We start from the raw sequence: 21,748 nt of genomic DNA on the forward strand, positions 1-21,748 counted from the left end.
TATAGTAAAAAAGGGGCCAAATTCCTAATTTGGCCTTTTTTACACTTTAAGAAGATCGTACACCAATTATGGGATTGAAAGAGGGAAAAGCAATGAAATGTATTGTGGGACTGGGTAATCCGGGCTCTAAATTTGAAAACACCCGACATAATATTGGATTTCAGGTGATTGATTATCTGGCAGAGAGAAATCACTGGTCCTTAAACAGAGAAAAATATAATGCTTTATATACGATAGAACATTTGAACGGTGAAAAAGTGCTTATTTTAAAGCCGCTTACATATATGAATTTATCAGGGGAAGCTGTCCGCCCGTTTATGGACTTTTATGACCTGGATATTGAGGATTTGCTGGTTGTTTATGATGATCTGGATTTGCCCGCAGGAAGGATTCGTCTGCGGCAAAAGGGTGGACATGGTGGACACAATGGCATACGCAATATTATTGACCAGACGACACTAAAAAATTTTAAACGCATACGTATAGGCATTGGGCGACCAGAAACGAATGTACCGATTATTGATTATGTATTAGGCAAATTTACAGAGGAACAGAAGCCAAAAGTTGAGGATAGTGTGAAAAGTGCAGCAGAAGCCTGTGAAATGTGGCTGGAAAAACCATTTTTAGAAGTCATGAATCATTTCAATTCTTAATATATTTGACTGTATAAGATCCCGCTGCCACGGGCAAACTTTTAATAAGTTTGTACCGAGGGAGGGTTGGTAATGGCTGTTATTTACCGTTGCCGCCATTGCGGAGATAAAATTGGAGAACTTCAGCAACCATATGTTCATGAGGAAGATCTAGGTCTTCATATTCTTTCCAATGAAGAGCGGAATGAAATGATTGATTACACAAAGGATGGTCATATGGAGGTTAAGGCCATCTGTGACCATTGTGAGGATGCATTAAACAATCATCCAGACTATCATGAACTTGACAGCTTTATTCAATAGCAGCACGATGGAATGAAAAAACAAGCTTTGGTGTTGGTCCACCAAAGCATTTTTGTACGTCTTAAGGGGGAGTAAGGTTTGCAGGGTTTAAAAAACTACCTTCAGGAACAAAATGATATACAAACCATTATTTCAGGCTTTTCATCAGGAATGAAAGAGCAGCTCGTGTCAGGTCTGTCCGGGGCAGCTCGCAGTGTTTTTATTTCCTTGCTTAATGAATCACTGGATAAGCCGGTCTTAGTTCTGACCCACCACTTAAGTCAGGCTCAGGCACTTTATGAGGATTTATTAGATTTAAGTCATGAGGAAGATGTTTACCTGTATCCGGTTAATGAACTTATGGCATCAGAAATTGCTGTTGCCAGTCCTGAGCTATTAAGCCAGCGGATGGAATCGTTAAACCAATGGATTCACAAGCGAAAAGGAGTGTTTATTGCTCCTATAGCTGCTTGCAAACGAATACTGCCTCCTATAAAAAGCTGGGAACAGTCACAGCTTTCCTTCCAAGTTGGTGAGACCATTTCTATTAATGATTATACACAATCCCTGGTTGAAATGGGTTATCGCAGGGAGGATATGATTTCGGCTAAGGGTGAATTCAGTATTCGCGGGGGCATTATTGATTTGTTTCCGCTGACAAGTGAATACCCGGTCAGAATTGAACTCTTTGATGATGAAGTCGACTCTATTCGTTATTTTGACTCGAATTCTCAGCGCTCTTTTAATGAAAAACTGTCATCCATTACAGTTGGACCAGCTGAGGAGGTCCTGCTGACGGACGAGGAGCGACTGACGGGTGCACAAAGACTGGAACAGGCCCTGAGTCAGTCCTTAAAGAAAATGAAGGACGATAACGCTAAGAAGGAATTAGTGGAAAATATTGATTATGATATTGAACGGCTAAAAAATGGCGAAACCTTTCAGGAGATTTATAAGTATAGTTCCTTATTTTATGATCAGGCCGCTAGTTTGATAGATTACCTTCCGCAAAATGGACTGGTTGTCATTGATGAAATGAGTCGAGTGGAAGAAACAGCCACCAGACTGGATCAGGAGGAAGCAGACTGGTATGCAAATTTGCTGGAGCAGAATAAAATGGTGCGTGACCTCAGCGTCTCTTTTTCCTGGAACGATATTCAGGAAAAATTAACAGGGTATTCCAAGCTGTATATGTCGGTCTTTTTACGTCATATTGCCAATACAAATCCGGAAAATTTAATTAATATTTCCTGCCGTGCTATGCAGGAATTTCACGGGCAAATGAACCTGCTGAAAAGTGAACTGAACAGATGGGATAAAGCGGGCTTTTCTGTGTTTATTGTGGCTCCTACCAAAAACAGGGTAGAGAAGGTGCAGTCTGTTCTGGAAGATTACGGGATGGAGGCCAGAGTTGCTGATCAGGGAATTGAGTTTCCTTTAAAAACACCAACCATTGTAGAAGGACAGATAAGTGGAGGTTTTGAACTTCCACTCTTTCGTGTTGCCGTAATCACTGAACAGGAGCTATTTAAAAAACAAACGAAACGCCCGAAAAGAAGGCAGAAGATTTCCAATGCAGAGCGGATCAAAAGCTATCAGGAACTAAAAATCGGGGATTATGTCGTTCATGCCAATCATGGTATTGGCAAATATGTAGGGATTGAAACACTGGAGCTAAATGGACTTCATAAAGATTATTTACTTATAAAATATTCTGGTGATGACAAGCTTTATGTACCCATTGACCAGATTGATCTCGTTCAGAAATATGTGGGTTCTGGTGAAGGAAAGGAACCTAAGCTGTATAAGCTGGGCGGAAGTGAATGGAAAAAGGTTAAAAATCGGGTCCAATCCTCAGTTGAAGATATTGCCGATGATTTAATCAAACTTTATGCCGAACGGGAACGGACGAAGGGCTTTGCATTCTCTGAAGATAATGACATGCAAAGAGAATTTGAAGCGGCTTTTCCTTATGAAGAAACAGAGGATCAGCTCCGTTGTATTGAGGAAATCAAACAGGATATGATGAAGTCGCGACCGATGGACCGTCTGCTTTGCGGGGATGTTGGCTACGGGAAGACAGAGGTTGCGATCCGTGCGGTATTTAAAGCCATTCTGGATGAAAAACAGGTAGCGATCCTTGTTCCAACAACCGTCCTGGCTCAGCAGCATTTTGAAACCTTCCAGGAGCGGTTCCAGGATTATGGCATTAACATAGGACTTTTAAGTCGTTTTCGTTCAAGAAAGCAGCAAAAGGAAACGATAGACGGTCTGAAAAAGGGTCTGGTGGATGTTGTCATCGGAACTCATCGGATTTTATCCAAGGATATTCAATACAAGGACCTCGGTTTGTTAATTGTGGATGAAGAACAGCGCTTCGGGGTGAAGCACAAGGAAAAGATTAAGCAGTTTAAAACCAATATTGATGTTTTAACGTTAACAGCAACACCAATCCCGCGTACCCTACATATGTCCATGCTTGGTGTCAGGGATTTATCTGTCATTGAAACACCGCCTGAAAATCGGTTCCCTATTCAAACGTATGTGATTGAATATAATCCACAGTTTGTTCGGGAGGTTATAGAGAGGGAGCTTTCCCGCGGAGGTCAGGTTTTCTTTCTTTATAATCGTGTGGAAAACATCGAACGAATGGCTGCCGAAATTGATGTGTTAGTAGAGGATGCCCGGGTGACGTTTGCCCACGGGCGTATGAATGAAAATCAGCTGGAAAATGTGATGTTTGACTTTTTAGAGGGGCATTCGGATGTTCTGGTCAGTACAACGATTATTGAGACAGGTGTGGATATTCCGAATGTAAATACTCTGATTGTTTACGATGCAGATAAAATGGGACTGAGTCAGCTCTATCAGTTACGGGGGCGCGTGGGTAGATCGAATCGGATTGCGTATGCGTACTTCACTCATCAGCAGAATAAAGTGCTGACAGAGGTGGCCGAAAAACGACTGCAGGCGATAAAAGAATTTACCGAGCTTGGTTCCGGATTTAAGATTGCGATGCGTGACTTATCCATTCGTGGAACAGGAAATCTGTTAGGTGCAGAACAGCACGGATTTATCGATTCTGTAGGTTTTGATATGTATTCCAAGATGCTTAAGGATGCTATCGATGCGAAAAAAGAAGGAAAAACCTATGAAGAAGCCAAGCCATTTGACGTAGAGATCAATGTCAACCTCGATGCTTATATACCACCTTCTTATATAGAAGACGAAAAACAGAAAATTGATATGTATAAGCGTTTTGGGGCTGTTGAAAAAATGGATGAGATTCTGGATCTTCAGGATGAATTGATGGATCGCTTCGGTGAATACCCGAAAGAAGTGGAAAACCTCCTGCAAGTTACCAAGCTTCGTATTATGGCCAGACAGGAGCGTATTGAATCCATAACCGAGAAGAAGTTAAATGTTGAGCTTCTTATGGATGGGGAAGAAAGTCAGCAGGTAGATGGATCGAAGCTGTTTGAACTAGCCAATGAATATGGCCGGTTAATTCAGCTTGGAACAGAAAACAATAAACTGAAAATGGTATTTAAATTCAGCCGGGATCATGCTTACAAACGCTACGATGTGATTTCCGAGTTTCTGACAAAGCTGCCTCGTGTGAAACAGCAGGAGGTCGCTTCTTCCTAAATATACATGGATGTTTGGGTAAACGTGGGTATACGGTTAGTTTGAAGGCCATTAAAGCTCATGAATTCCTGCTTAAGGCCTTCACACACCTTCCACCATGCCTGACCAGTCGCCTCCGCTTTTCTGTCCAGCTGCGGCTCCTAGGTCTGCGCGGATATAAGCCAAAGCCATTCCGTGGCTAATGCCACTTCATGTCTTTGTCTTACCCCGCCAGACCTGACCAGTCGCCTCCGCTTTTCTGCCTTAATTTTTACCAACTTGTGTATAGTTTGCCCTTGTTGTTAAATACTAACTTTACGAAACGGTGCAAGAGAAAGTCACCATACGTAATCACATCCAAGAAAGCGAGGATTGAGTGAGTAAATGAAAGCAACAGGTATTGTTCGACGCATCGATGATTTGGGAAGAGTTGTTGTACCAAAGGAGATTAGAAGAACGTTGCGTATTCGGGAAGGCGATCCTCTTGAAATTTTTGTTGACCGTGAAGGAGAAGTCATTCTTAAGAAATATTCTCCTATAAATGAATTAGGTGATTTTGCGAAAGAGTATGCAGAGGCTTTATTTGACACATTGGGACATGCCGTTTTTATATCCGACCGGGATGAATTTATTGCTGTAGCGGGAGGCTCGAAAAAAGAGTACTTAAACAAAAAAATTGGATCTCATATAGAAAAGATTATGGAAGATCGTAATGTCGTTTCAGAAAGTAATGAACAAAGCATTGAATTTCTTGAAGGACAGGAAGAAACCATTTCTTCGTACGTGATGGCTCCAATCATAGCTAATGGGGACCCCGTAGGCTGTGTTGTATTAACCTCAGAGGAGGCGTTAGGAGAAGCTGAGAAGAAAGCGGCTGAGACGGCAGCAGGCTTTTTAGCAAGACAAATGGATTAATCAGTTTATTAGAGGGCTGGCTCATCATTGGGTTAGTCCTCTTTCGATGTTTTCCCCGTATTGTAACGAAAGATGGCTCCTGTGCTATAATGATGCCATACATAGAGAAGAGGAAAGGCGAACGTTATGAGTCATAGACAGGTGTTTAAGGGAGCATTGCTATTAACGGCAGCAGGAATATTAGGAAAGCTTTTAAGTGCAGGATATCGTGTTCCGCTTCAAAACTTAACAGGAGATACGGGGTTTTATATTTATCAGCAGGTGTATCCCTTTATCACCATTGCGTGGATGATGTCTGTTTATGGTTATCCTGCAGCCATCTCAACGTTCAACCTGGAAACTAGGCAGGAAAAGCATTCGGGAAGTCACATTACGTTATATATCCCGATTTTTATATTTTTGTTTTTCCTTAATGGAATCGTATTTCTGTTTTTATATTTCGGTGCTCATCGAATGGCGGGGTGGATGGGTGATCCCCATTTAGAGGTACCCATTCAGTTTGCTTCGTTGCTTTTTTTGCTCATCCCCTTTACCTCGTTCTTACGGGGAAGTTTCCAAAGTGCAGAGGATATGCGCCCTTCAGCTGTTTCTCAAACGGGTGAGCAGCTTGTACGGATCGGGCTCATTTTATGGTTTACGTATACTTTTCTTCAGCAAGGGAAATCTCTTTACGATATAGGAAGCCGGGCAGCATTATCTTCTTCTATTGCGGCTTGTGCAGCAGTACTCATATTGGTTCTATCGCTTCTGTTTTTCTACAGGCGACACCAGATTCATTTTTCCATGAAGATGATCTCCATCAGAAGAATGATAAAAGTTCTTTTTGAAACAAGTATGATTGCGGGATTAAATTATATGCTGCTCATCCTGTTACAGCTTGTGGATGTGTTTACGATTATACCTGGATTACAGGAGTATGGACTGACCTTAAATGAGGCGAAAGCGGAAAAAGGGATCTATGATCGGGGACAGCCCTTAGTTCAATTAGGAGTGGTGTTTGGATCCTCCTTATCCTTGGCGCTGATACCAGCTATTTCAAAAATGAAAGCCAGGGGTGCCGTAAAATTAGAGGAGCAATCGGTAAAAAGAGCCATAAAATTTACATTGCTTTTTGCAACCGCAGCAACCATAGGAATCATTTTAATTTTTCCATCGACTAATATTCTGTTATTTAAAACAAATGTGGGTACAGAGGCGCTGAGAATCTTTATGGTTATGATTTTATTGGTATCGATCACGCTGACACTGTCGACATTTTTGCAGGGGCTCGGTTTTGTGAAAAGACAGGCACTCTTGTTTGGACTAGCCGTCGTAATGAAAGGGATACTAAATGTCCTATTGATTCCTGCTTTCGGTATTCAGGGAGCGGCAACGGCTTCAGTTGTGAGTGTGCTGATTTTGGCGGCAGCCTTTGCTTTGCTGTTTAAACGATATACAAGCCTTTCCTATCGCCGGATTTTACCCTGGAAATCCTTTGTTTTCTCTTTAAGTATAATGGTAATCATCGTCCTCATGATGAAGCTGTTATTCTTAAATGGTGAAGTGAACCATCGAATGGATGTTTTAGGATATATTATGGCGAGCAGCAGTCTGGGGGCCCTATCGTACTTTGGAGCCCTCATTTGGAGTGGAGGGTTTACCCTGAGGGAATTACGGCTCTTCCCGTATGGAAAGCAATTAACCGAGTGGGTTGTCAGGAGGAGAAGACCATGAAAAAAAAGATTACGATTTTAGGATTAGGTGCAGGAGATATCAATCAGATTCCGCTGGGGGTCTATCGTCAATTGGTTTCCTCTGAGTCAGTTGTCCATACACGGACGATGGATCATCCTGTTATAAAGTCACTGGAAGCGGATGGGGCACAGTTTCAATCCTTTGATGACGTATATGAAAAGCATGATTCATTTGAGCCTGTTTATCAGGAAATTGTTCAGAATCTATTACAGGCAGCAGAGAGTTCTCCGGTCATTTATACCACACCGGGACACCCGATGCTGGCGGAAAGAGCCGTTCAAATTTTACTGGACAAGGCTGAACAGGATCCGGCTGTGCAGATCCACATAGGACAGGGTCAAAGCTATCTCGACGCGTTATTTGCCAGTCTGCGAATCGATCCTGTCGAAGGGTTTCAATTTCTGGATGCAACATCATTTAAACGCTTGGAAGTACAATTTGACCAGCACGTTGTATTTACCCAGGTATATGATCAAATGATTGCCTCGGAAGTAAAGTTAACGTTAATGGAGGATTTGCCGGACGATTATCCTGTTACCGTTGTACATGCAGCAGGGAGCGAGGAGGAGTGGATCAAAGAGGTTCCTCTGTTTGAATTGGATCGTTCCGTGCCTTTAAGTAATTTAATCAGCGTTTATGTACCCCCGGCTCCTCCAGAATTGCGTCATCACCAATTCAACCGTCTTCGTGAGGTCATTGCGATTTTAAGAGGGCCTGATGGATGTCCGTGGGATCGCAAACAAACCCATGAATCCCTGCGTCCGTATTTACTTGAAGAGGCCTATGAGGTGATTGAGGCCATTGATGAACAGGATGATGAAAAGCTTACCGATGAATTAGGGGATGTTCTCCTTCAGGTTATGCTTCATGGGAAAATTGGTGAAGATGAGGGGTATTTCAGTGTAGATGATATAATCCAGCATATTACCGATAAAATGGTTCGCAGGCATCCGCATGTTTTCGGGAATGTAAACCTGAATACCTCTGATGAAGTAGTTAAGACCTGGGATGAAATAAAAAGGGATGAAAAAGGCGGATTTGAGGAAGAATCGATTGTCGATGATATTGAGAAGTCACTTCCGGCATTACTGACTGCTTATGAACTGCAAAAGAAGACCGCTAAAATTGGTTTTGACTGGGAGGACTTTCAACCTGTTTTGGATAAAATTATGGAGGAAATAAAGGAATTTAAGCAGTCCTTAGCGAAACAAACAACTACCGAAATGGAAAAGGAACTGGGAGATATCCTGTTTTCCATCGTTAATCTGGCCAGACATTATAAAATAAATCCTGAAATTGCCCTGCAGCAAAGTAATCAAACCTTTAAGCGCCGTTTCCAATTTATCGAAAAGCGGACAAAGGAACAGGGGAAAACCCTGGATGATATGACTTTAGAGGAAATGGATCAACTCTGGAATGAAGCAAAGTCTAACGAAAAAGAGAGGTAAAGTCTATGCGATTAGATAAATTTTTAAAAATTTCACGTTTAATTAAAAGAAGAACATTAGCTAAGGAAGTAGCTGAACAGGGAAGAATTCAATTAAACGGACAGCCTGCTAAAGCATCAACCAAACTATCCGCAGGGGATGAGTTAACCATACGCTTTGGTCAGAAGCTGCTGACCGTAAAAGTAAACGATCTCCGTGAAACTGTAAAGAAAGATGAAGCTCAGAGTCTTTATACAGTTGTAAAGGAAGAGCCCGTTCATCAGGACTAGTTTTTTCACGCCTTAACGGGCCGTAATCCCCCCATCGATGTTTCACTTAATATCTATTAAAAGCTTATATTTGAGGGAACAACCCGTGCGAATACGGCCATTTAAAAAATATAAACTTTTAAGTTCTATACTTGTCCTTTCTATCATAGATTTTTAATGATAAGGAGGGGCGAGTATATGAATTATGAAAACCAATTTTATCCGAGCACAAGAGAACCACAGGAACATCATGTAAAGGTACTGAACCGAAGAGAGCTTGAAATTACAGGAGTTAAAGAAGTAGATAGCTTTGATAATGAAGAATTTTTACTTCAAACCTCGTTTGGCTACCTGGTTGTACGCGGCGAAAACCTGCATATGAAGAATTTAAATTTGGACGAGACTTTAGTATCCATTAAGGGGCGGGTATATGAATTATCATATATAGACGACCAGCAGGGAGATAAAGCTAAAGGTCTCTTTAGCAAGCTATTTAAATGAGTTTATCCCTGCAGTTTATAACCATGCTTGTGATGGCCGGTAGCGGAATTTACCTTGGGATGGCTGCAGATACCTTTCACAGATTCAATGATCGAAAAAAGCGAAAGCCTTGGATTCATTATTGTAATGAGATTCTGTTCTGGATTTTGCAGGGTTTAATTATATTTTATATCTTATACTTAACGAATTATGGACAAATTCGCTTTTATATCTGGTTAGCCCTTATTTTTGGTTTTGCGTTTTATCAAGCGCTTCTAAGGGTATGGTATTTAAAGGTTTTGGAGCATCTCATTCAGTTTTCCGTTACCACCTGGCAAGTATTGCGGAGGCTCATTCAACGTTTGGTGATCGCCCCGCTTTCCTGGATGCTAAAGGTGCTTACCTACCTCTTAACTCTTTTCTGGACGGCTGTAATCTGGGTCCTGTTAATTCCATGGAAGCTATTCAGAAGACCTCTGATATTTCTATGGAAGCAAATAAAAAAGCTTATTCCGGAGAATGTCAAAAAATATATTCTTTCTTTTTTGGAACTTTGTAGTAAAATAATAAATAACCTGGTTGACATTTGGAAATCCATTTTTGCAAAAAGGAGGTAAATCGACGATGAGTTCGGCTAATAAACGAGTAACCAGACTGGATTCAAATTATGTACGAGAATATGATGCATATGTAGAGCGGCAAAATAAGCGAAAAAAGCGTCTTTATCGTCGCTTAACCCTTTTTGCAATTGTTGCAGTGAGTGTATTTGCTTATTTAATCACCTTTCACTTAAATCAGCGTGAACTGTATAAAGAAAAAGTCAGTGAATATGAACAATTAAATGAAGAATTGGATAAACTAGAAGTAAAAGAAAAGAACCTGCAACAGGAAATTGACTTATTAAATGATACAGATTACATTTTACAAATTGCCAGGAAGGACTATTTTCTTTCAAAAGACGGGGAAATTATCTTTAATGTACCCGACGATGAGTCGTCTTATTGACACTTTTTTAAGTGCATATATATAATATATAGGAAGTACACTTTTTTAAAATTCTAAGGAGGAGCATTTTTTTTATGTCAGTTGAAGTAGGCAGCAAGCTGAAAGGCAAGGTAACAGGCATCACAAATTTTGGAGCTTTTGTAGAACTGCCTGATGGATCTACAGGATTAGTTCACATTAGCGAGGTAGCAGATAAGTATGTCAAGGACATTCATGAGTTTTTGACAGTAGGAGACGAAGTAGAAGTCAAAGTTATTAATGTAAGTGAAGGAAAAATTGGACTTTCCATTAAAAAAGCAAAGGAAAACAAAAATCCTAACAACAACAAAAAACGTGGAAATCCAAAGAGACGCAGTGAATCATTTGAAGCCAAAATGAACCGTTTTCTTAAAGACAGTGAAGATCGCTTAGCTTCTTTAAGAAAGAACACGGAATCTAAACGTGGTGGACGTGGTGCTAAAAAAGGTTAACTTGCTGTCTGACTGTATAAAATCAAAATGAATCATTTAACGTAAATAGATATAAGGAGAAGCCCTGGAATGTAAATCCCGGGCTTTTTTAATGCTAAAAAAGATATACGGTCTATTAGCATAGCTTCTGCTTCATACTGAATCATACGGTTGATTTCCTTTGTTCAATAGGCCCGGCAAATCTTCTTTATATGATGAAAACCCCATTCCAGAGACTCTTCTTGTCCTGAAATGGGGTTTTTCTATTTAGCGCCTTCGCTTTTCTTATGTCTAGCTACGGCTCCTAGGTCAAGGCGGACATAAGCCAAAGTCATTCCGTGTCTAGAAACCACTTCATGTCTTCGTCTTATCGCGCTAGACCTAACCAGTCGCCTTCGCTTTTCGTATGACCCGTACGGGATTCGAACCCGTGTTACCGCCGTGAAAGGGCGGTGTCTTAACCACTTGACCAACGGGCCGTAGTAAAAGAAAGATAATATGGTAGCGGCGGAGGGGATCGAACCCCCGACCTCACGGGTATGAACCGTACGCTCTCGCCAGCTGAGCTACGCCGCCAATAGTTTATATCTGAAACGCACAAAAAATATAATACAACAGGATGTATATTGTGTCAACCATCCATTATTGATTTTTATCCAGCATTATTCTGGTTGTCCACTTTTACGTTATCAGTGAAAAAGACTGGTAAAATTTTGATGATGTCGAGTGATTATGACACACATTGTTTCAAATGAATCAAACGTTCTTTTTTTCTTGTTGAATTGAAAAATCATTTTCAGAAAGACGTCGAAGATTTTTTTATGGTTGTCCTCCTGTTTTGACAAAAAAATTAGTTGTTATGTGGTTAAATCAATAGGTAAAGGAGTGATCGACCATGATTGAATCTGTAACAAGAAATCAATCAAAATCATTATACCAGCAGCTTCGTTTTGCTTTGATAAATGCTAAAAGGAAGACGAAAGAACTTTCACAGCGAAAACTTATTGAAGAGGGTTGGCTTCTTTTATTTGCTGGATTTTTATTAGGCAGAGCCATTATCCTTGAATCGGTTTCACCCTTTGCGGTTGCTTTCTTTGCTTCAATTTGGATGATCAGACGGAAATTATCCTTAAAAGTAGCTTTTGCCGTACTGGCCGGCAGCTTGACGATTTATTGGGAGCATTCCCTGTTCTTACTTAGCAGTATCTTTTTATTTTGTGTTCTTGCGGGTATTTTCAGAAAAACCACCAATCAGCAAAAATGGCTTCCTGTTTTTGTTTTCATTTCCTGCATCATACCGAGAATTTCCGGATCTTATCTGACGGGGCAAATGGAAACTTACCAGTGGGTATTATCCATCGTAGAATCCAGTTTAAGCGTGATTCTTGTTCTCATTTTTATGCAGAGTGTGCCGATATTATCACCAAGTGCAGTAAAAAAAGATTTAAAAAATGAGGAAATTGTCTGCATGATGATTTTGCTGGCTTCGGTGTTGACCGGAATGATCGGCTGGATTGTTCTTGATGCATCGGTGGAACAGGTCTTTTCCCGTTATGTCGTGTTATTACTGGCTTATATTGCCGGTGCAGCTATCGGATCAACAGTAGGTGTAGTGACAGGGCTGGTTCTGAGTCTTGCCGATGTTGCGAGTCTGTATCAAATGAGTTTGTTAGCGTTTGCCGGTCTGCTGGGCGGACTTTTAAAGGATGGTAAGAAAATTGGAGTAGGCTTAGGCTTGTTTGTCGCCACGCTTTTAATTGGAATTTATGGAGAAGGTCAGGGGGCCCCATTTAGACCGGTTATGATTGAGACGGGCCTTGCCATTGCACTATTTTTTGCGACACCTGATGGATGGATTCGTAAAATGGCCCGATATATTCCAGGAACAAATGAACATACAGAAGAGCAGCAGCAATATTTGCAAAAGGTCAGGGATGTGACAGCACAAAGAGTGGAAACATTTTCTGATATGTTTCAGGCTCTCTCCAAAAGCTTTTCGCGAATTGATGGGGTTACCCCTCAGACGCAGGATGGAAAAGAACGAGATTATTTTCTAAGCAACGTAACAGAGAAAACGTGCCAGTCCTGTTTCAAAAAGGAAAGCTGCTGGGTACATAAATTTGACCAGACCTACGACTATATGACTGAGATTATGGCTGAGATGGAAAAAGGAACCTTTGATAACAAACGAAAATTAAAAAGAGATTTTGAAAATCACTGTGTAAAATCCGGGAAAGTTTATGAAACCATGAAAAATGAGCTCTCCTTTTACGAGGCTAATCAGCGTCTGAAAAAACAGGTGAAAGAAAGTCGAAAGTTTGTTGCGGAACAATTGAGAGGCGTTTCCGATGTCATGGACAATTTTGCTAAGGAAATTATGAAGGAACGGCAAATTCATGAGCAGCAGGAGCAGGAAATTGTACAGGCTATTCGGAATCTGGACTTTGAAATTGAGAAGCTGGATATTTATAGTCTGGATCCGGGCAATATTGATATCGAAATGAACCTGTCTTTTTATGATTACCATGGAGAAGGATCAAAAGTCATTGCCCCGGCTCTGTCGGATATTCTGGAGGAAACGGTTATTGTTGATAAGGAAGAAGTATCCCCGTTTCCTAATGGCTATGGTTATTTTACCTTTAAATCAGCAAGACAGTACAATATTCAAACCGGCGTTGCCCACGCGGCAAAAGGTGGGGGATTAATTTCCGGAGACAGTTATTTAACGATGGAACTTGGAAGTGGCAGATATGCGCTGGCGATAAGTGATGGCATGGGTAATGGAGAACGGGCCTATATGGAGAGTATGGAGACATTACGGTTATTAAGACAGATATTGCAATCAGGAATTGATGAAAAGGTTGCGATAAAATCGATTAATTCCATATTGTCCTTACGCACCACAGATGAAATTTTCTCTACTTTAGATTTAGCAGTTATTGATCTCCACCACGCAGGGGCAAAGTTTCTGAAAATCGGGTCCACACCGAGCTTTGTCAGACGGACCTCAGATATCATTAAGGTAGAAGCAGGGAATCTGCCAATCGGTATTATTAAGGAATTTGATGTGGATGTGGTTAGTGAGCAGCTGAAACCGGATGATATTCTGATTATGATGAGCGACGGAATCTTTGAAGGACCTGATCATGTAGAAAATGTGGATATGTGGCTGAGAAGGAAGATTAAAAGTATAGAAACCAATGATCCGCAAGCCATAGCGGATATTATCCTGGAGGAGGTTGTGAGGACCAAATCCGGTGAAATTGATGATGATATGACCGTATTGGTAGCCAAACTGGAAGAACATATTCCGAAATGGGCTTCCTTTCCGCTTCATAAGGCGCAGTAAAGTTACTGCGTCTTTTCTGTTGTCCAGCTGCGGCTCCCAGGCCCAAGCAGACATAAGCATAATCCACTACGCGGCCAAAGAGCAGGCCACTCCGTGAATTATGCTTATGCTGTCGGACCTGACCAGTCGCCTCCGCTTTTCTATTGTCCAGCTGCAGCTCCCAGGCCCAAGCGGTCATAAGCAGAATACCCTCCATGGCCAAAAGCGGCCACTCCGGATATTCTGCTTATGCCGTAGGGCCTAAACGGTCGCCTCCGCTTTTCCGTTGTCCAGCTGCGGCTCCTAGGTCCAGGCCGACATAAGCAAAAGCCATTACGTGGCAAAAAACACGCCACTCCATGTCTTTTGCTTATACGGCAGGACCTGACCAGGCGCCTTCGCTTTTCTGTGTATATTTTCTTTTTTTCTGGGCAAGGATGGTAGTAGATTTTAGGAGGGATTTGCATGAAGAAAGGTACGATTAAACAGATTCTATTAATTACGGATGGTTGTTCGAATCAAGGGGAAGATCCGGCTTCTATCAGTTCAATTGCCTATCAGCAGGGAATTTCGGTAAATGTAATTGGTGTGCTGGAGGATGATGATTCGGAGCAGCCGGAGGGATTGGAAGAAGTAGAGGACATTTCGTCAGCTGGTGGTGGTGTGAGTCGAATTGTATACGCACAGGCTTTATCGCAGACGGTTCAGATGGTTACGAAGCAGGCCATGACCCAGACACTGCAAGGGGTTGTGAATCAGGAGCTTCAGCAAATACTTGGTGATGAGAAATCTATGGAAGATTTGCCACCGGAAAAGCGCGGAGAAGTGATGGAGGTTGTAGAAGATTTAGGAGAAACCAGTGATTTGGAGGTTTTAATTCTAGTAGATACAAGTGCCAGCATGAGCCCTAAATTGGCAACTGTAAAAGAATCATTAGAGGATTTATCTTTAAGTTTAAATGCAAGAACAGGGAAAAATCGGTTTGCGATTTACAGTTTTCCTGGTAAAAAGCAGCCTGTCAATGAAATCATGCCATGGACGAATAAACTGCAAAATATCTCGTCTGTTTTTCCTAAATTAACGAGCGGAGGAATTACACCTACTGGTCCTGCACTAAAAGAAGCTATCCATCATTTCCAATCCACACCAAAATTAGAGGGATGGAGTTCAGAAAATGGGGATATCTACGAAGAAACCGGTTTTTAATTTACGTCCGGGTACAAAAATAAGAGGAAAATGGCATCAAAATACCTATCAAATTGTAAAAGTCCTTGGTTCCGGTGCTATAGGGACTGTATATTTAGCCCTTTATAACCAGCGGTCGGTCGCATTAAAAATCAGTCATCAACCCTCAGCGATTACAACAGAAGTGAATGTATTAAAAGCATTTGAAAAGGCCCAGGGAAAGCGTCTCGGGCCTTCTTTAATTGATGTGGATGATTGGGTGCCAAAACAAGCGGATTCCTATTCGTTTTATGTGATGGAATACCTGAAGGGCCAGAGTCTGAATTCGTTTATTCAGCAAAAAGGTGATGATTGGCTCGGGATAATGATGATTCAGCTGCTGGGAGATTTACATCAATTGCATCAGATTGGCTGGGTTTTTGGGGATTTAAAGCCTGAAAATTTAATTGTCACTCATTCTCCATCGAGACTTCGGTGGATAGATGTTGGCGGAACCACAAAACAGGGCCGGGCAATAAAAGAGTATACAGAGTTCTATGATCGGGGGTATTGGGAGCTTGGTTCACGGAAAGCTGACCCGGCCTATGATCTGTTTGCCGTTGCGATGGTGATGATACAGGTTTACTATCCCGATCGATTTGATAAAGGTCATCAGCCCTATCAGACACTAATGAATAAAATAAAAGCAAACCAACAGCTCAGATCATATCGTACATGTCTTGAGAAAGCCCTGCGTGGACAATATTCATCAAGCGCTCAAATGCAGAAAGAGCTGGCCCAGAAAATTGCGGAAAAAAGAAAACAGCCAATACCGAGAAGTCAACCGTCTGCTGCAACATCGAAACAAAAGAGCTATACCTCTGTACAGCAAAAATCCTCCCCTCCGAAATGGTTGGAATCTTTGGGAATTGCTACGGTAACTGGGGTGCTCTACGTCTTCTATTTACTTTTGCAGGTCATCTCTACTTTTTAACTTTAGTTCTTGGTTTAGTAGTGGTACCATATGAATATGGATAAGCAGAGCAGGAAATGGAGTGGGTGGATTGCTGGAAGATAAAGTTTTATCATTCTGTCATCGACACCAATTGTTTCAGAGTGGAGATCCTATTTTTATTGCGGTTTCCGGTGGTGCCGATTCCCTGGCCCTTCTCCATTTTTTCACTTCTATTCGGGAGCGTTACCAGCTATCGATTACGGCCCTGACCTTGGATCACAGGCTGAGAGGAGAGGCCTCCCGGCAGGATGTTCAATTTGTTGAGAAGCTATGCCGGGAGTGGAATGTAGCATGTATTTCAAAAAGCCTGGATGTGGCAAAGTATCAAAGAGAGCATAAGGCAGGTGTGGAGGAAGCAGCCAGAGAGGTCCGTTATCAATTTTTTGAGAATGAGATCAGGCAGTCCCATCATCCTGTCCTTGCTATGGGACATCACGGAGATGACCAGACGGAAACCATGTTTATGCAGCTGACGCGGGGAGTTCTTCCTAAGGGAATCCCTTATAAGAGGAGTTTTGCAAACGGATGGATTATTCGCCCTTTCTTATGCTTAACCAAGCGGGAAATTGAGGATTATTGCCATCATCATCAGCTGTCGCCGCGTTATGATGAAACCAATACAGATGAAGCTTATACCAGGAATGCTTTTCGTAAACGCCTGGTTCCCTTTATCAAAAGGTACAATCCAAGTATTCATGAAAGTCTGCAGACAATGAGTGAATCCCTGCAGGAAGATGAAGAATTTTTATTGGCTGAAGCTCAAAAAGCGGTTGATCAGACCGTCAGCACAGGCAAAGATGGGGAGGATAAAACGATTGATCTGGTACGGTTTCAGACTTATGCACGTCCTTTACAAAGAAGGGCCTTTCATCTAATATTAAGGTATCTCTATCGTTCTAAAGGACAAGACTATTCAGCGATTCATGCAGAGAAACTTCTTCAGCTTTTGGAGACAGAAAGACCTAACCTTCACCTTGATTTTCCCGGTGGATTAAAAGTAATAAAATCCTATCATCAATTACTACTGACGTTTAAATCCAAGGAAATCCGGACGTATCGTCAGGAGGTTTATCCTGGTGAAACGATTATTTTACCGGATGGAAGAGAGCTGGATGTAAAAGTGGAAGAAGCAGGTGAAAGGCCGGAAGAATCAAGCCCGTTTGAATTTGTTTGTGATGTTTCGCACCTGTCTTTTCCGCTTATTATTCGAACACGGGAAAAAGGTGACAGGATTAGAATTCGGGGTCTGGGAGGCAGTAAAAAGATTAAAGATATCTTTATTGATGAAAAAATTCCCGGACACAAGCGGGAAGAGTGGCCAATTATCACAGATAGCATGGGAAAAATTATTTGGTTATTGGGACTGAAAAAAGGGGATGTTATAAGTAGTCCCTCCAATAATAAGTGGCTTCGGATTTATTTAAGACATAAATATTGAATACATAAAATAGGAGGAGCTTTGGAAATGCATAACGACATAGAGGAAATTTTAATTACCGAAGACCAGATTCAGAAAAAGATTCAAGTCATTGCGGATCAATTAACAGACGAGTATCAGGATCGTTTCCCGCTGGCTGTAGGTGTGCTTAAGGGTGCATTGCCCTTTATGGCTGATTTGCTGAAGAGGGTTGAAACCTATCTGGAAATGGACTTTATGGATGTCTCCAGTTACGATGGGGGAATGAAGTCGACCGGTGAAGTGAAAATTATTAAGGATTTAAACACAAAAGTAGAAGGAAGAGATATCCTCATTATTGAAGATATTATTGATAGCGGGCTGACCCTAAGTTATTTAGTCGATTTATTTAAGTATCGTAAAGCTAATTCGATTAAAATTGTAACCCTGCTTGATAAGCCGACAGGACGGCAGGCGAAAATCAAAGCAGACTTGGCAGGCTTTGAAGTGCCGGATGCCTTTGTGGTTGGCTATGGACTTGATTATCAGGAAAAATACCGTAATTTACCATACATTGGTGTACTAAAGCCTGAAGTATATTCCATGAAATAATCCATATTTTTTATGCATGAAACCAATGTTCTTTGTTTAAATATTTAAAGAGGGTTATCAGTTGAGTATCAGGAATTTAATATGGTACTATTTATTATAGTTTTCTCGCTTGGGAGGAGGTAAGAAATGAACCGGGTATTCCGCAATACGATATTTTACTTAATTATCTTCTTAGTGGTAATTGGCATCGTGAGCTTAATTAACGGCCCGAATCAGGAAACCAAACAATTAACTTACACTGAATTTAAAGAGGCGTTAAATAACGGTCAAATAGAAGAAATGACCGCTCAGTATACAAATTATGCTTACGCCATTACTGGTGATATGTCACAGGAAGATAATAATAGCACTGCTTTTGCAGCAGAAATACCTGCAAATGAAGAAATATTTTCAACTATTGATAATGTGGCATCAGAACAAGGAATTGAAATGGACGTTGAGCCAAAAGAAGAGCCTAGTGCTTGGGTAACCTTCTTCACCTCAATTATTCCATTTATTATTATATTCTTCTTAATTTTCTTCCTGCTCAATCAAATGCAGGGCGGCGGCGGCCGGATGATGAACTTTGGGAAGAGTAAAGCTAAACTTTACAGTGAAGATAAGAAAAATGTTCGTTTTAAAGATGTAGCTGGAGCAGACGAGGAAAAGCAGGAATTAGTTGAAGTTGTTGAATTCCTGAAAGATCCACGTAAATTCGCAAAAATTGGTGCACGAATTCCTAAGGGTGTTCTGCTTGTAGGACCTCCGGGAACCGGTAAAACCTTGCTTGCACGAGCTGTAGCTGGTGAAGCTGGTGTACCGTTCTTTTCCATAAGTGGTTCAGACTTCGTGGAAATGTTCGTAGGTGTTGGTGCTTCCCGTGTACGTGATTTATTTGAAAATGCCAAGAAAAACTCCCCGTGTATCATCTTTATTGATGAGATTGACGCAGTAGGCCGTCAGCGTGGTGCAGGACTTGGAGGCGGACACGATGAGCGCGAACAAACCTTAAACCAGTTGCTTGTTGAAATGGATGGATTTGGTGCAAATGAAGGAATTATTATCATTGCCGCTACTAACCGTCCTGATATTCTTGACCCTGCCTTATTACGTCCAGGCCGTTTCGACCGGCAAATTCCGGTTAATCGCCCGGATGTTAAAGGTCGTGAAGAAGTATTACAAGTACACGCCAAAAACAAACATCTTAGTGATGATGTCAATGTAAAAACCATTGCGATGCGTACACCAGGGTTCTCTGGTGCAGATTTAGAAAACTTATTAAACGAAGCAGCCCTGGTAGCTGCTCGTGCGGATAAAAGTGTCATTGAAATGGAAGATGTGGATGAGGCTATTGACCGAGTCATTGCAGGTCCATCCAAGAAGAGCCGTGTCATTTCGGATAAAGAACGAAATATTGTGGCCTTTCACGAGAGTGGACATACAATTATTGGAATGGTACTCGATGATGCGGATATGGTCCATAAGGTAACAATCGTTCCTCGCGGTCAGGCGGGAGGATATGCCGTAATGCTGCCTAGAGAAGATCGTTACTTCATGACCAAGCCGGAACTCCTGGATAAAATCACAGGACTTCTGGGTGGGCGTGTAGCTGAAGAAATCACGTTTGGTGAGGTCAGCACAGGTGCCCATAATGACTTTCAGCGTGCGACTGATATTGCCCGCAAGATGGTTACCGAATATGGTATGAGTGAAAAACTCGGACCATTGCAGTTTGGTAGTAACCAAGGTGGCCAGGTATTCCTCGGCCGGGACATTCAAAACGATCAAAATTACAGTGATAAAATTGCTTATGAAATTGACACTGAAATTCAGAGAATCATTAATGAATGTTACGATCGTGCGAAAAGTATCCTGACTGAACATCAGGAACAACACCGCTTAATCGCAGAAACGTTGCTTGATGTAGAAACCCTGGATGCTGATCAAATTAAGAGCCTGTTTGAAGATGGACGTTTACCTGAAGTTGTAAAAGAGGTTAAAGAGGATGAAGTGAAAGAAGGCGAATCCTCTGATAACAACGAAGCTAAACAGGATGACGTAAGGGTGAACATTCAGTCTAAAGATGAGGAAGAGAAGACTGAAGACACCAACCAAAACACAGAGTCAGATCAAACTTCAGATGATCATGACAATAAATAATTTCACAAAAAAAGGCTTCAGTCAAAACGATGACTGGAGCTTTTTTTATGACCGCTTGGGCCTGGAAGCCGCAGCTGGACAGAGAAAAGCGGAGGCGACTGTTCAGGTCATGCGGGATAAGACGAAGACATGGAGTGGCATGGTTTTGGCCACGTAATGGCTTTGGCTTATATCCGCTTTGACCTAGGAGCCGCAGCTGGACAAACGGGCGCTTCCGCCTTTGTTTAAGTTTAAGCAAATGAAAATCCTTTTTATAAACAATATGGTATGATGATTTCGTGTAAGCTTATCTTGGAAAAAGACATTGATAAATGTTTTAATACAAGGGAACAAAAAGTAGTAAGGAAATGTAAAAGGTGAAAGGATTGTTTGATGATATGAGTGATTATTTAGTTCGAGCAACAGCATTTGATGGATATGTACGTGCATTTGCAATTCAGTCTACAGAAACGGTTAATGAGGCTACAAGCAGACATGATACATGGGCAACAACTTCAGCAGCTCTGGGACGTACCTTGTCCATTTCAGCAATGATGGGCGCCATGTTAAAAGGGGATGACAAACTGACCGTTAAGGTGGAAGGAAACGGTCCGGTTGGTGCAATTATTACGGACGCCAATGCCAAAGGAGAAGTACGTGGATATGTTCAAAATCCGCATGTGGATTTTGACTTAAATGAAAAAGGAAAACTGGATGTACGGAGAGCCGTTGGAACAGAAGGCTTTATCAGTGTCGTGAAGGACCAGGGACTGAAGGACTTCTTTACTGGACAAACCCCTATTGTTTCAGGTGAGATTAGTGAGGACTTCACTTATTACTTTGTTACCTCTGAACAAATCCCTTCATCGGTAGGCGCTGGTGTTCTCGTCAATCCGGATTTATCCATATTGGCAGCTGGCGGTTTTATTATTCAAGTGATGCCAGGAGCAAGTGATGAAATTATCAGTCAACTGGAGGAAAGGATTCAACAGATTCCATCGATTTCACAACTGATCAGAGAAGGAAAAACACCGGAAGAGATTCTGGACATTATTTTAGAAGGCGGGGATATGAAAATATTAGGAACGCTGCCTGTTTCCTTTCAATGTGAATGCTCCAGAGAACGTTTGGCAAATGCGATTACAAGCTTAGGAAATGATGAAATTCAGGATATGATTGAAAAGGACAAAGGAGCAACAGCTACCTGCCATTTTTGCAATGAGGTCTATGAGTTTACAGCTGATGACCTGCAGCAGTTAAAATCATAAGCTTAG

Annotated in this window: 18 protein-coding genes, 2 tRNA genes and 1 pseudogene; 19 read left to right on the forward strand and 2 right to left on the reverse strand. The window is 41.6% G+C overall.

Going from position 1 to position 21,748, the window contains the following annotated elements; genetic code table 11:
* The first annotated feature begins 92 nt into the window (after positions 1 to 92).
* From pth to ABD006_RS17515, 12 genes and pseudogenes are all read left to right on the forward strand, one after another.
* On the forward strand, positions 93 to 653 hold the full coding sequence (gene pth, locus ABD006_RS17465; RefSeq protein ID WP_343843931.1) for an aminoacyl-tRNA hydrolase: 561 nt from the start codon (positions 93 to 95) through the stop codon (positions 651 to 653).
* A gap of 72 nt (positions 654 to 725) precedes the next feature.
* Complete coding sequence (gene fin, locus ABD006_RS17470) at positions 726 to 956, forward strand: anti-sigma-F factor Fin (RefSeq protein WP_343843934.1); 231 nt, start codon at positions 726 to 728, stop codon at positions 954 to 956.
* 78 nt (positions 957 to 1,034) lie between these two features.
* Positions 1,035 to 4,583: a transcription-repair coupling factor gene (gene mfd, locus ABD006_RS17475; protein WP_343843937.1), complete on the forward strand. Its 3,549-nt coding sequence runs from the start codon at positions 1,035 to 1,037 to the stop codon at positions 4,581 to 4,583.
* Positions 4,584 to 4,946: 363 nt separating this feature from the next.
* Positions 4,947 to 5,477 carry a stage V sporulation protein T gene (gene spoVT / locus ABD006_RS17480; RefSeq protein ID WP_343843940.1) on the forward strand — a complete coding sequence of 177 codons (531 nt, stop codon included), beginning with the start codon at positions 4,947 to 4,949 and terminating at the stop codon, positions 5,475 to 5,477.
* Between the two features lie 126 nt (positions 5,478 to 5,603).
* Positions 5,604 to 7,190: a putative polysaccharide biosynthesis protein gene (locus ABD006_RS17485; protein ID WP_343843943.1), complete on the forward strand. Its 1,587-nt coding sequence runs from the start codon at positions 5,604 to 5,606 to the stop codon at positions 7,188 to 7,190.
* Positions 7,187 to 8,659, forward strand: coding sequence for a bifunctional methyltransferase/pyrophosphohydrolase YabN (gene yabN, locus ABD006_RS17490; protein ID WP_343843946.1), 1,473 nt, complete (start codon positions 7,187 to 7,189; stop codon positions 8,657 to 8,659). The genes ABD006_RS17485 and yabN overlap by 4 nt, the downstream gene beginning before the upstream one ends.
* Positions 8,660 to 8,664: 5 nt before the next feature.
* Positions 8,665 to 8,928: an RNA-binding S4 domain-containing protein gene (locus ABD006_RS17495; protein WP_343843949.1), complete on the forward strand. Its 264-nt coding sequence runs from the start codon at positions 8,665 to 8,667 to the stop codon at positions 8,926 to 8,928.
* 177 nt (positions 8,929 to 9,105) lie between these two features.
* Positions 9,106 to 9,408, forward strand: a complete 303-nt coding sequence (gene yabP / locus ABD006_RS17500; protein WP_044153579.1) for a sporulation protein YabP — start codon at positions 9,106 to 9,108, stop codon at positions 9,406 to 9,408.
* Positions 9,405 to 9,656: pseudogene (gene yabQ / locus ABD006_RS18035) on the forward strand (spore cortex biosynthesis protein YabQ); the annotation flags it as partial. The gene yabP and the pseudogene yabQ, both read left to right, overlap by 4 nt.
* A 14-nt stretch (positions 9,657 to 9,670) precedes the next feature.
* Positions 9,671 to 9,946 (forward strand): hypothetical protein, encoded by a 276-nt coding sequence (locus ABD006_RS17505; RefSeq protein ID WP_343843952.1) that lies wholly within the window; start codon positions 9,671 to 9,673, stop codon positions 9,944 to 9,946.
* Positions 9,947 to 10,011: 65 nt separating this feature from the next.
* Positions 10,012 to 10,392: an FtsB family cell division protein gene (locus tag ABD006_RS17510; protein WP_343843955.1), complete on the forward strand. Its 381-nt coding sequence runs from the start codon at positions 10,012 to 10,014 to the stop codon at positions 10,390 to 10,392.
* A 74-nt stretch (positions 10,393 to 10,466) separates the two neighbouring features.
* Positions 10,467 to 10,862: a S1 domain-containing RNA-binding protein gene (locus ABD006_RS17515; protein WP_343843958.1), complete on the forward strand. Its 396-nt coding sequence runs from the start codon at positions 10,467 to 10,469 to the stop codon at positions 10,860 to 10,862.
* A gap of 386 nt (positions 10,863 to 11,248) precedes the next feature.
* Here the strand turns inward: ABD006_RS17515 and ABD006_RS17520 are convergent.
* Positions 11,249 to 11,320, reverse strand: a tRNA-Glu gene (locus ABD006_RS17520).
* Positions 11,321 to 11,340: 20 nt separating this feature from the next.
* A tRNA-Met gene (locus ABD006_RS17525) sits at positions 11,341 to 11,417 on the reverse strand.
* Positions 11,418 to 11,736: 319 nt separating this feature from the next.
* On the opposite strand from ABD006_RS17525, the gene spoIIE reads away from it, so the two are divergent.
* The 7 genes from spoIIE (at position 11,737) to hslO (ending at position 21,742) form a co-directional block, all read left to right on the forward strand.
* A complete protein-coding gene (gene spoIIE / locus ABD006_RS17530; RefSeq protein ID WP_343843960.1) occupies positions 11,737 to 14,190 on the forward strand; it encodes a stage II sporulation protein E in 2,454 nt (817 codons plus the stop codon).
* Between the two features lie 444 nt (positions 14,191 to 14,634).
* The gene (locus ABD006_RS17535; RefSeq protein WP_343843962.1) at positions 14,635 to 15,375 is read left to right on the forward strand and encodes a vWA domain-containing protein; all 741 of its coding nucleotides are present in this window, start codon (positions 14,635 to 14,637) and stop codon (positions 15,373 to 15,375) included.
* Positions 15,344 to 16,327 carry a serine/threonine protein kinase gene (locus ABD006_RS17540; protein WP_343843964.1) on the forward strand — a complete coding sequence of 328 codons (984 nt, stop codon included), beginning with the start codon at positions 15,344 to 15,346 and terminating at the stop codon, positions 16,325 to 16,327. The genes ABD006_RS17535 and ABD006_RS17540 overlap by 32 nt, the downstream gene beginning before the upstream one ends.
* Before the next feature lie 61 nt (positions 16,328 to 16,388).
* A complete protein-coding gene (gene tilS, locus ABD006_RS17545) occupies positions 16,389 to 17,786 on the forward strand; it encodes a tRNA lysidine(34) synthetase TilS (protein WP_343843967.1) in 1,398 nt (465 codons plus the stop codon).
* Positions 17,787 to 17,813: 27 nt separating this feature from the next.
* A complete protein-coding gene (hpt, locus tag ABD006_RS17550; protein WP_044153590.1) occupies positions 17,814 to 18,356 on the forward strand; it encodes a hypoxanthine phosphoribosyltransferase in 543 nt (180 codons plus the stop codon).
* A 126-nt stretch (positions 18,357 to 18,482) separates the two neighbouring features.
* The gene (gene ftsH, locus ABD006_RS17555) at positions 18,483 to 20,495 is read left to right on the forward strand and encodes an ATP-dependent zinc metalloprotease FtsH (protein ID WP_343843972.1); all 2,013 of its coding nucleotides are present in this window, start codon (positions 18,483 to 18,485) and stop codon (positions 20,493 to 20,495) included.
* A 377-nt stretch (positions 20,496 to 20,872) separates the two neighbouring features.
* Positions 20,873 to 21,742: an Hsp33 family molecular chaperone HslO gene (gene hslO, locus ABD006_RS17560; RefSeq protein ID WP_343843975.1), complete on the forward strand. Its 870-nt coding sequence runs from the start codon at positions 20,873 to 20,875 to the stop codon at positions 21,740 to 21,742.
* The last annotated feature ends 6 nt before the right edge of the window (positions 21,743 to 21,748 follow it).

Origin of the sequence: Salinibacillus aidingensis, from assembly GCF_039522525.1 — a bacterium.
GTDB lineage: Bacteria > Bacillota > Bacilli > Bacillales > Alkalibacillaceae > Salinibacillus > Salinibacillus aidingensis.

Coding starts and splice junctions, on each gene's coding strand:
- ftsH (WP_343843972.1), top strand. CDS start 18,483: ATGAACCGGGTATTCCGCAATACGATATTTTACTTAATTATCTTCTTA.
- ABD006_RS17485 (WP_343843943.1), top strand. CDS start 5,604: ATGAGTCATAGACAGGTGTTTAAGGGAGCATTGCTATTAACGGCAGCA.
- spoVT (WP_343843940.1), top strand. CDS start 4,947: ATGAAAGCAACAGGTATTGTTCGACGCATCGATGATTTGGGAAGAGTT.
- hpt (WP_044153590.1), top strand. CDS start 17,814: ATGCATAACGACATAGAGGAAATTTTAATTACCGAAGACCAGATTCAG.
- fin (WP_343843934.1), top strand. CDS start 726: ATGGCTGTTATTTACCGTTGCCGCCATTGCGGAGATAAAATTGGAGAA.
- hslO (WP_343843975.1), top strand. CDS start 20,873: ATGAGTGATTATTTAGTTCGAGCAACAGCATTTGATGGATATGTACGT.
- yabP (WP_044153579.1), top strand. CDS start 9,106: ATGAATTATGAAAACCAATTTTATCCGAGCACAAGAGAACCACAGGAA.
- ABD006_RS17515 (WP_343843958.1), top strand. CDS start 10,467: ATGTCAGTTGAAGTAGGCAGCAAGCTGAAAGGCAAGGTAACAGGCATC.
- ABD006_RS17535 (WP_343843962.1), top strand. CDS start 14,635: ATGAAGAAAGGTACGATTAAACAGATTCTATTAATTACGGATGGTTGT.
- ABD006_RS17495 (WP_343843949.1), top strand. CDS start 8,665: ATGCGATTAGATAAATTTTTAAAAATTTCACGTTTAATTAAAAGAAGA.
- yabN (WP_343843946.1), top strand. CDS start 7,187: ATGAAAAAAAAGATTACGATTTTAGGATTAGGTGCAGGAGATATCAAT.
- spoIIE (WP_343843960.1), top strand. CDS start 11,737: ATGATTGAATCTGTAACAAGAAATCAATCAAAATCATTATACCAGCAG.
- ABD006_RS17540 (WP_343843964.1), top strand. CDS start 15,344: ATGGGGATATCTACGAAGAAACCGGTTTTTAATTTACGTCCGGGTACA.
- ABD006_RS17510 (WP_343843955.1), top strand. CDS start 10,012: ATGAGTTCGGCTAATAAACGAGTAACCAGACTGGATTCAAATTATGTA.
- pth (WP_343843931.1), top strand. CDS start 93: ATGAAATGTATTGTGGGACTGGGTAATCCGGGCTCTAAATTTGAAAAC.
- ABD006_RS17505 (WP_343843952.1), top strand. CDS start 9,671: ATGGTATTTAAAGGTTTTGGAGCATCTCATTCAGTTTTCCGTTACCAC.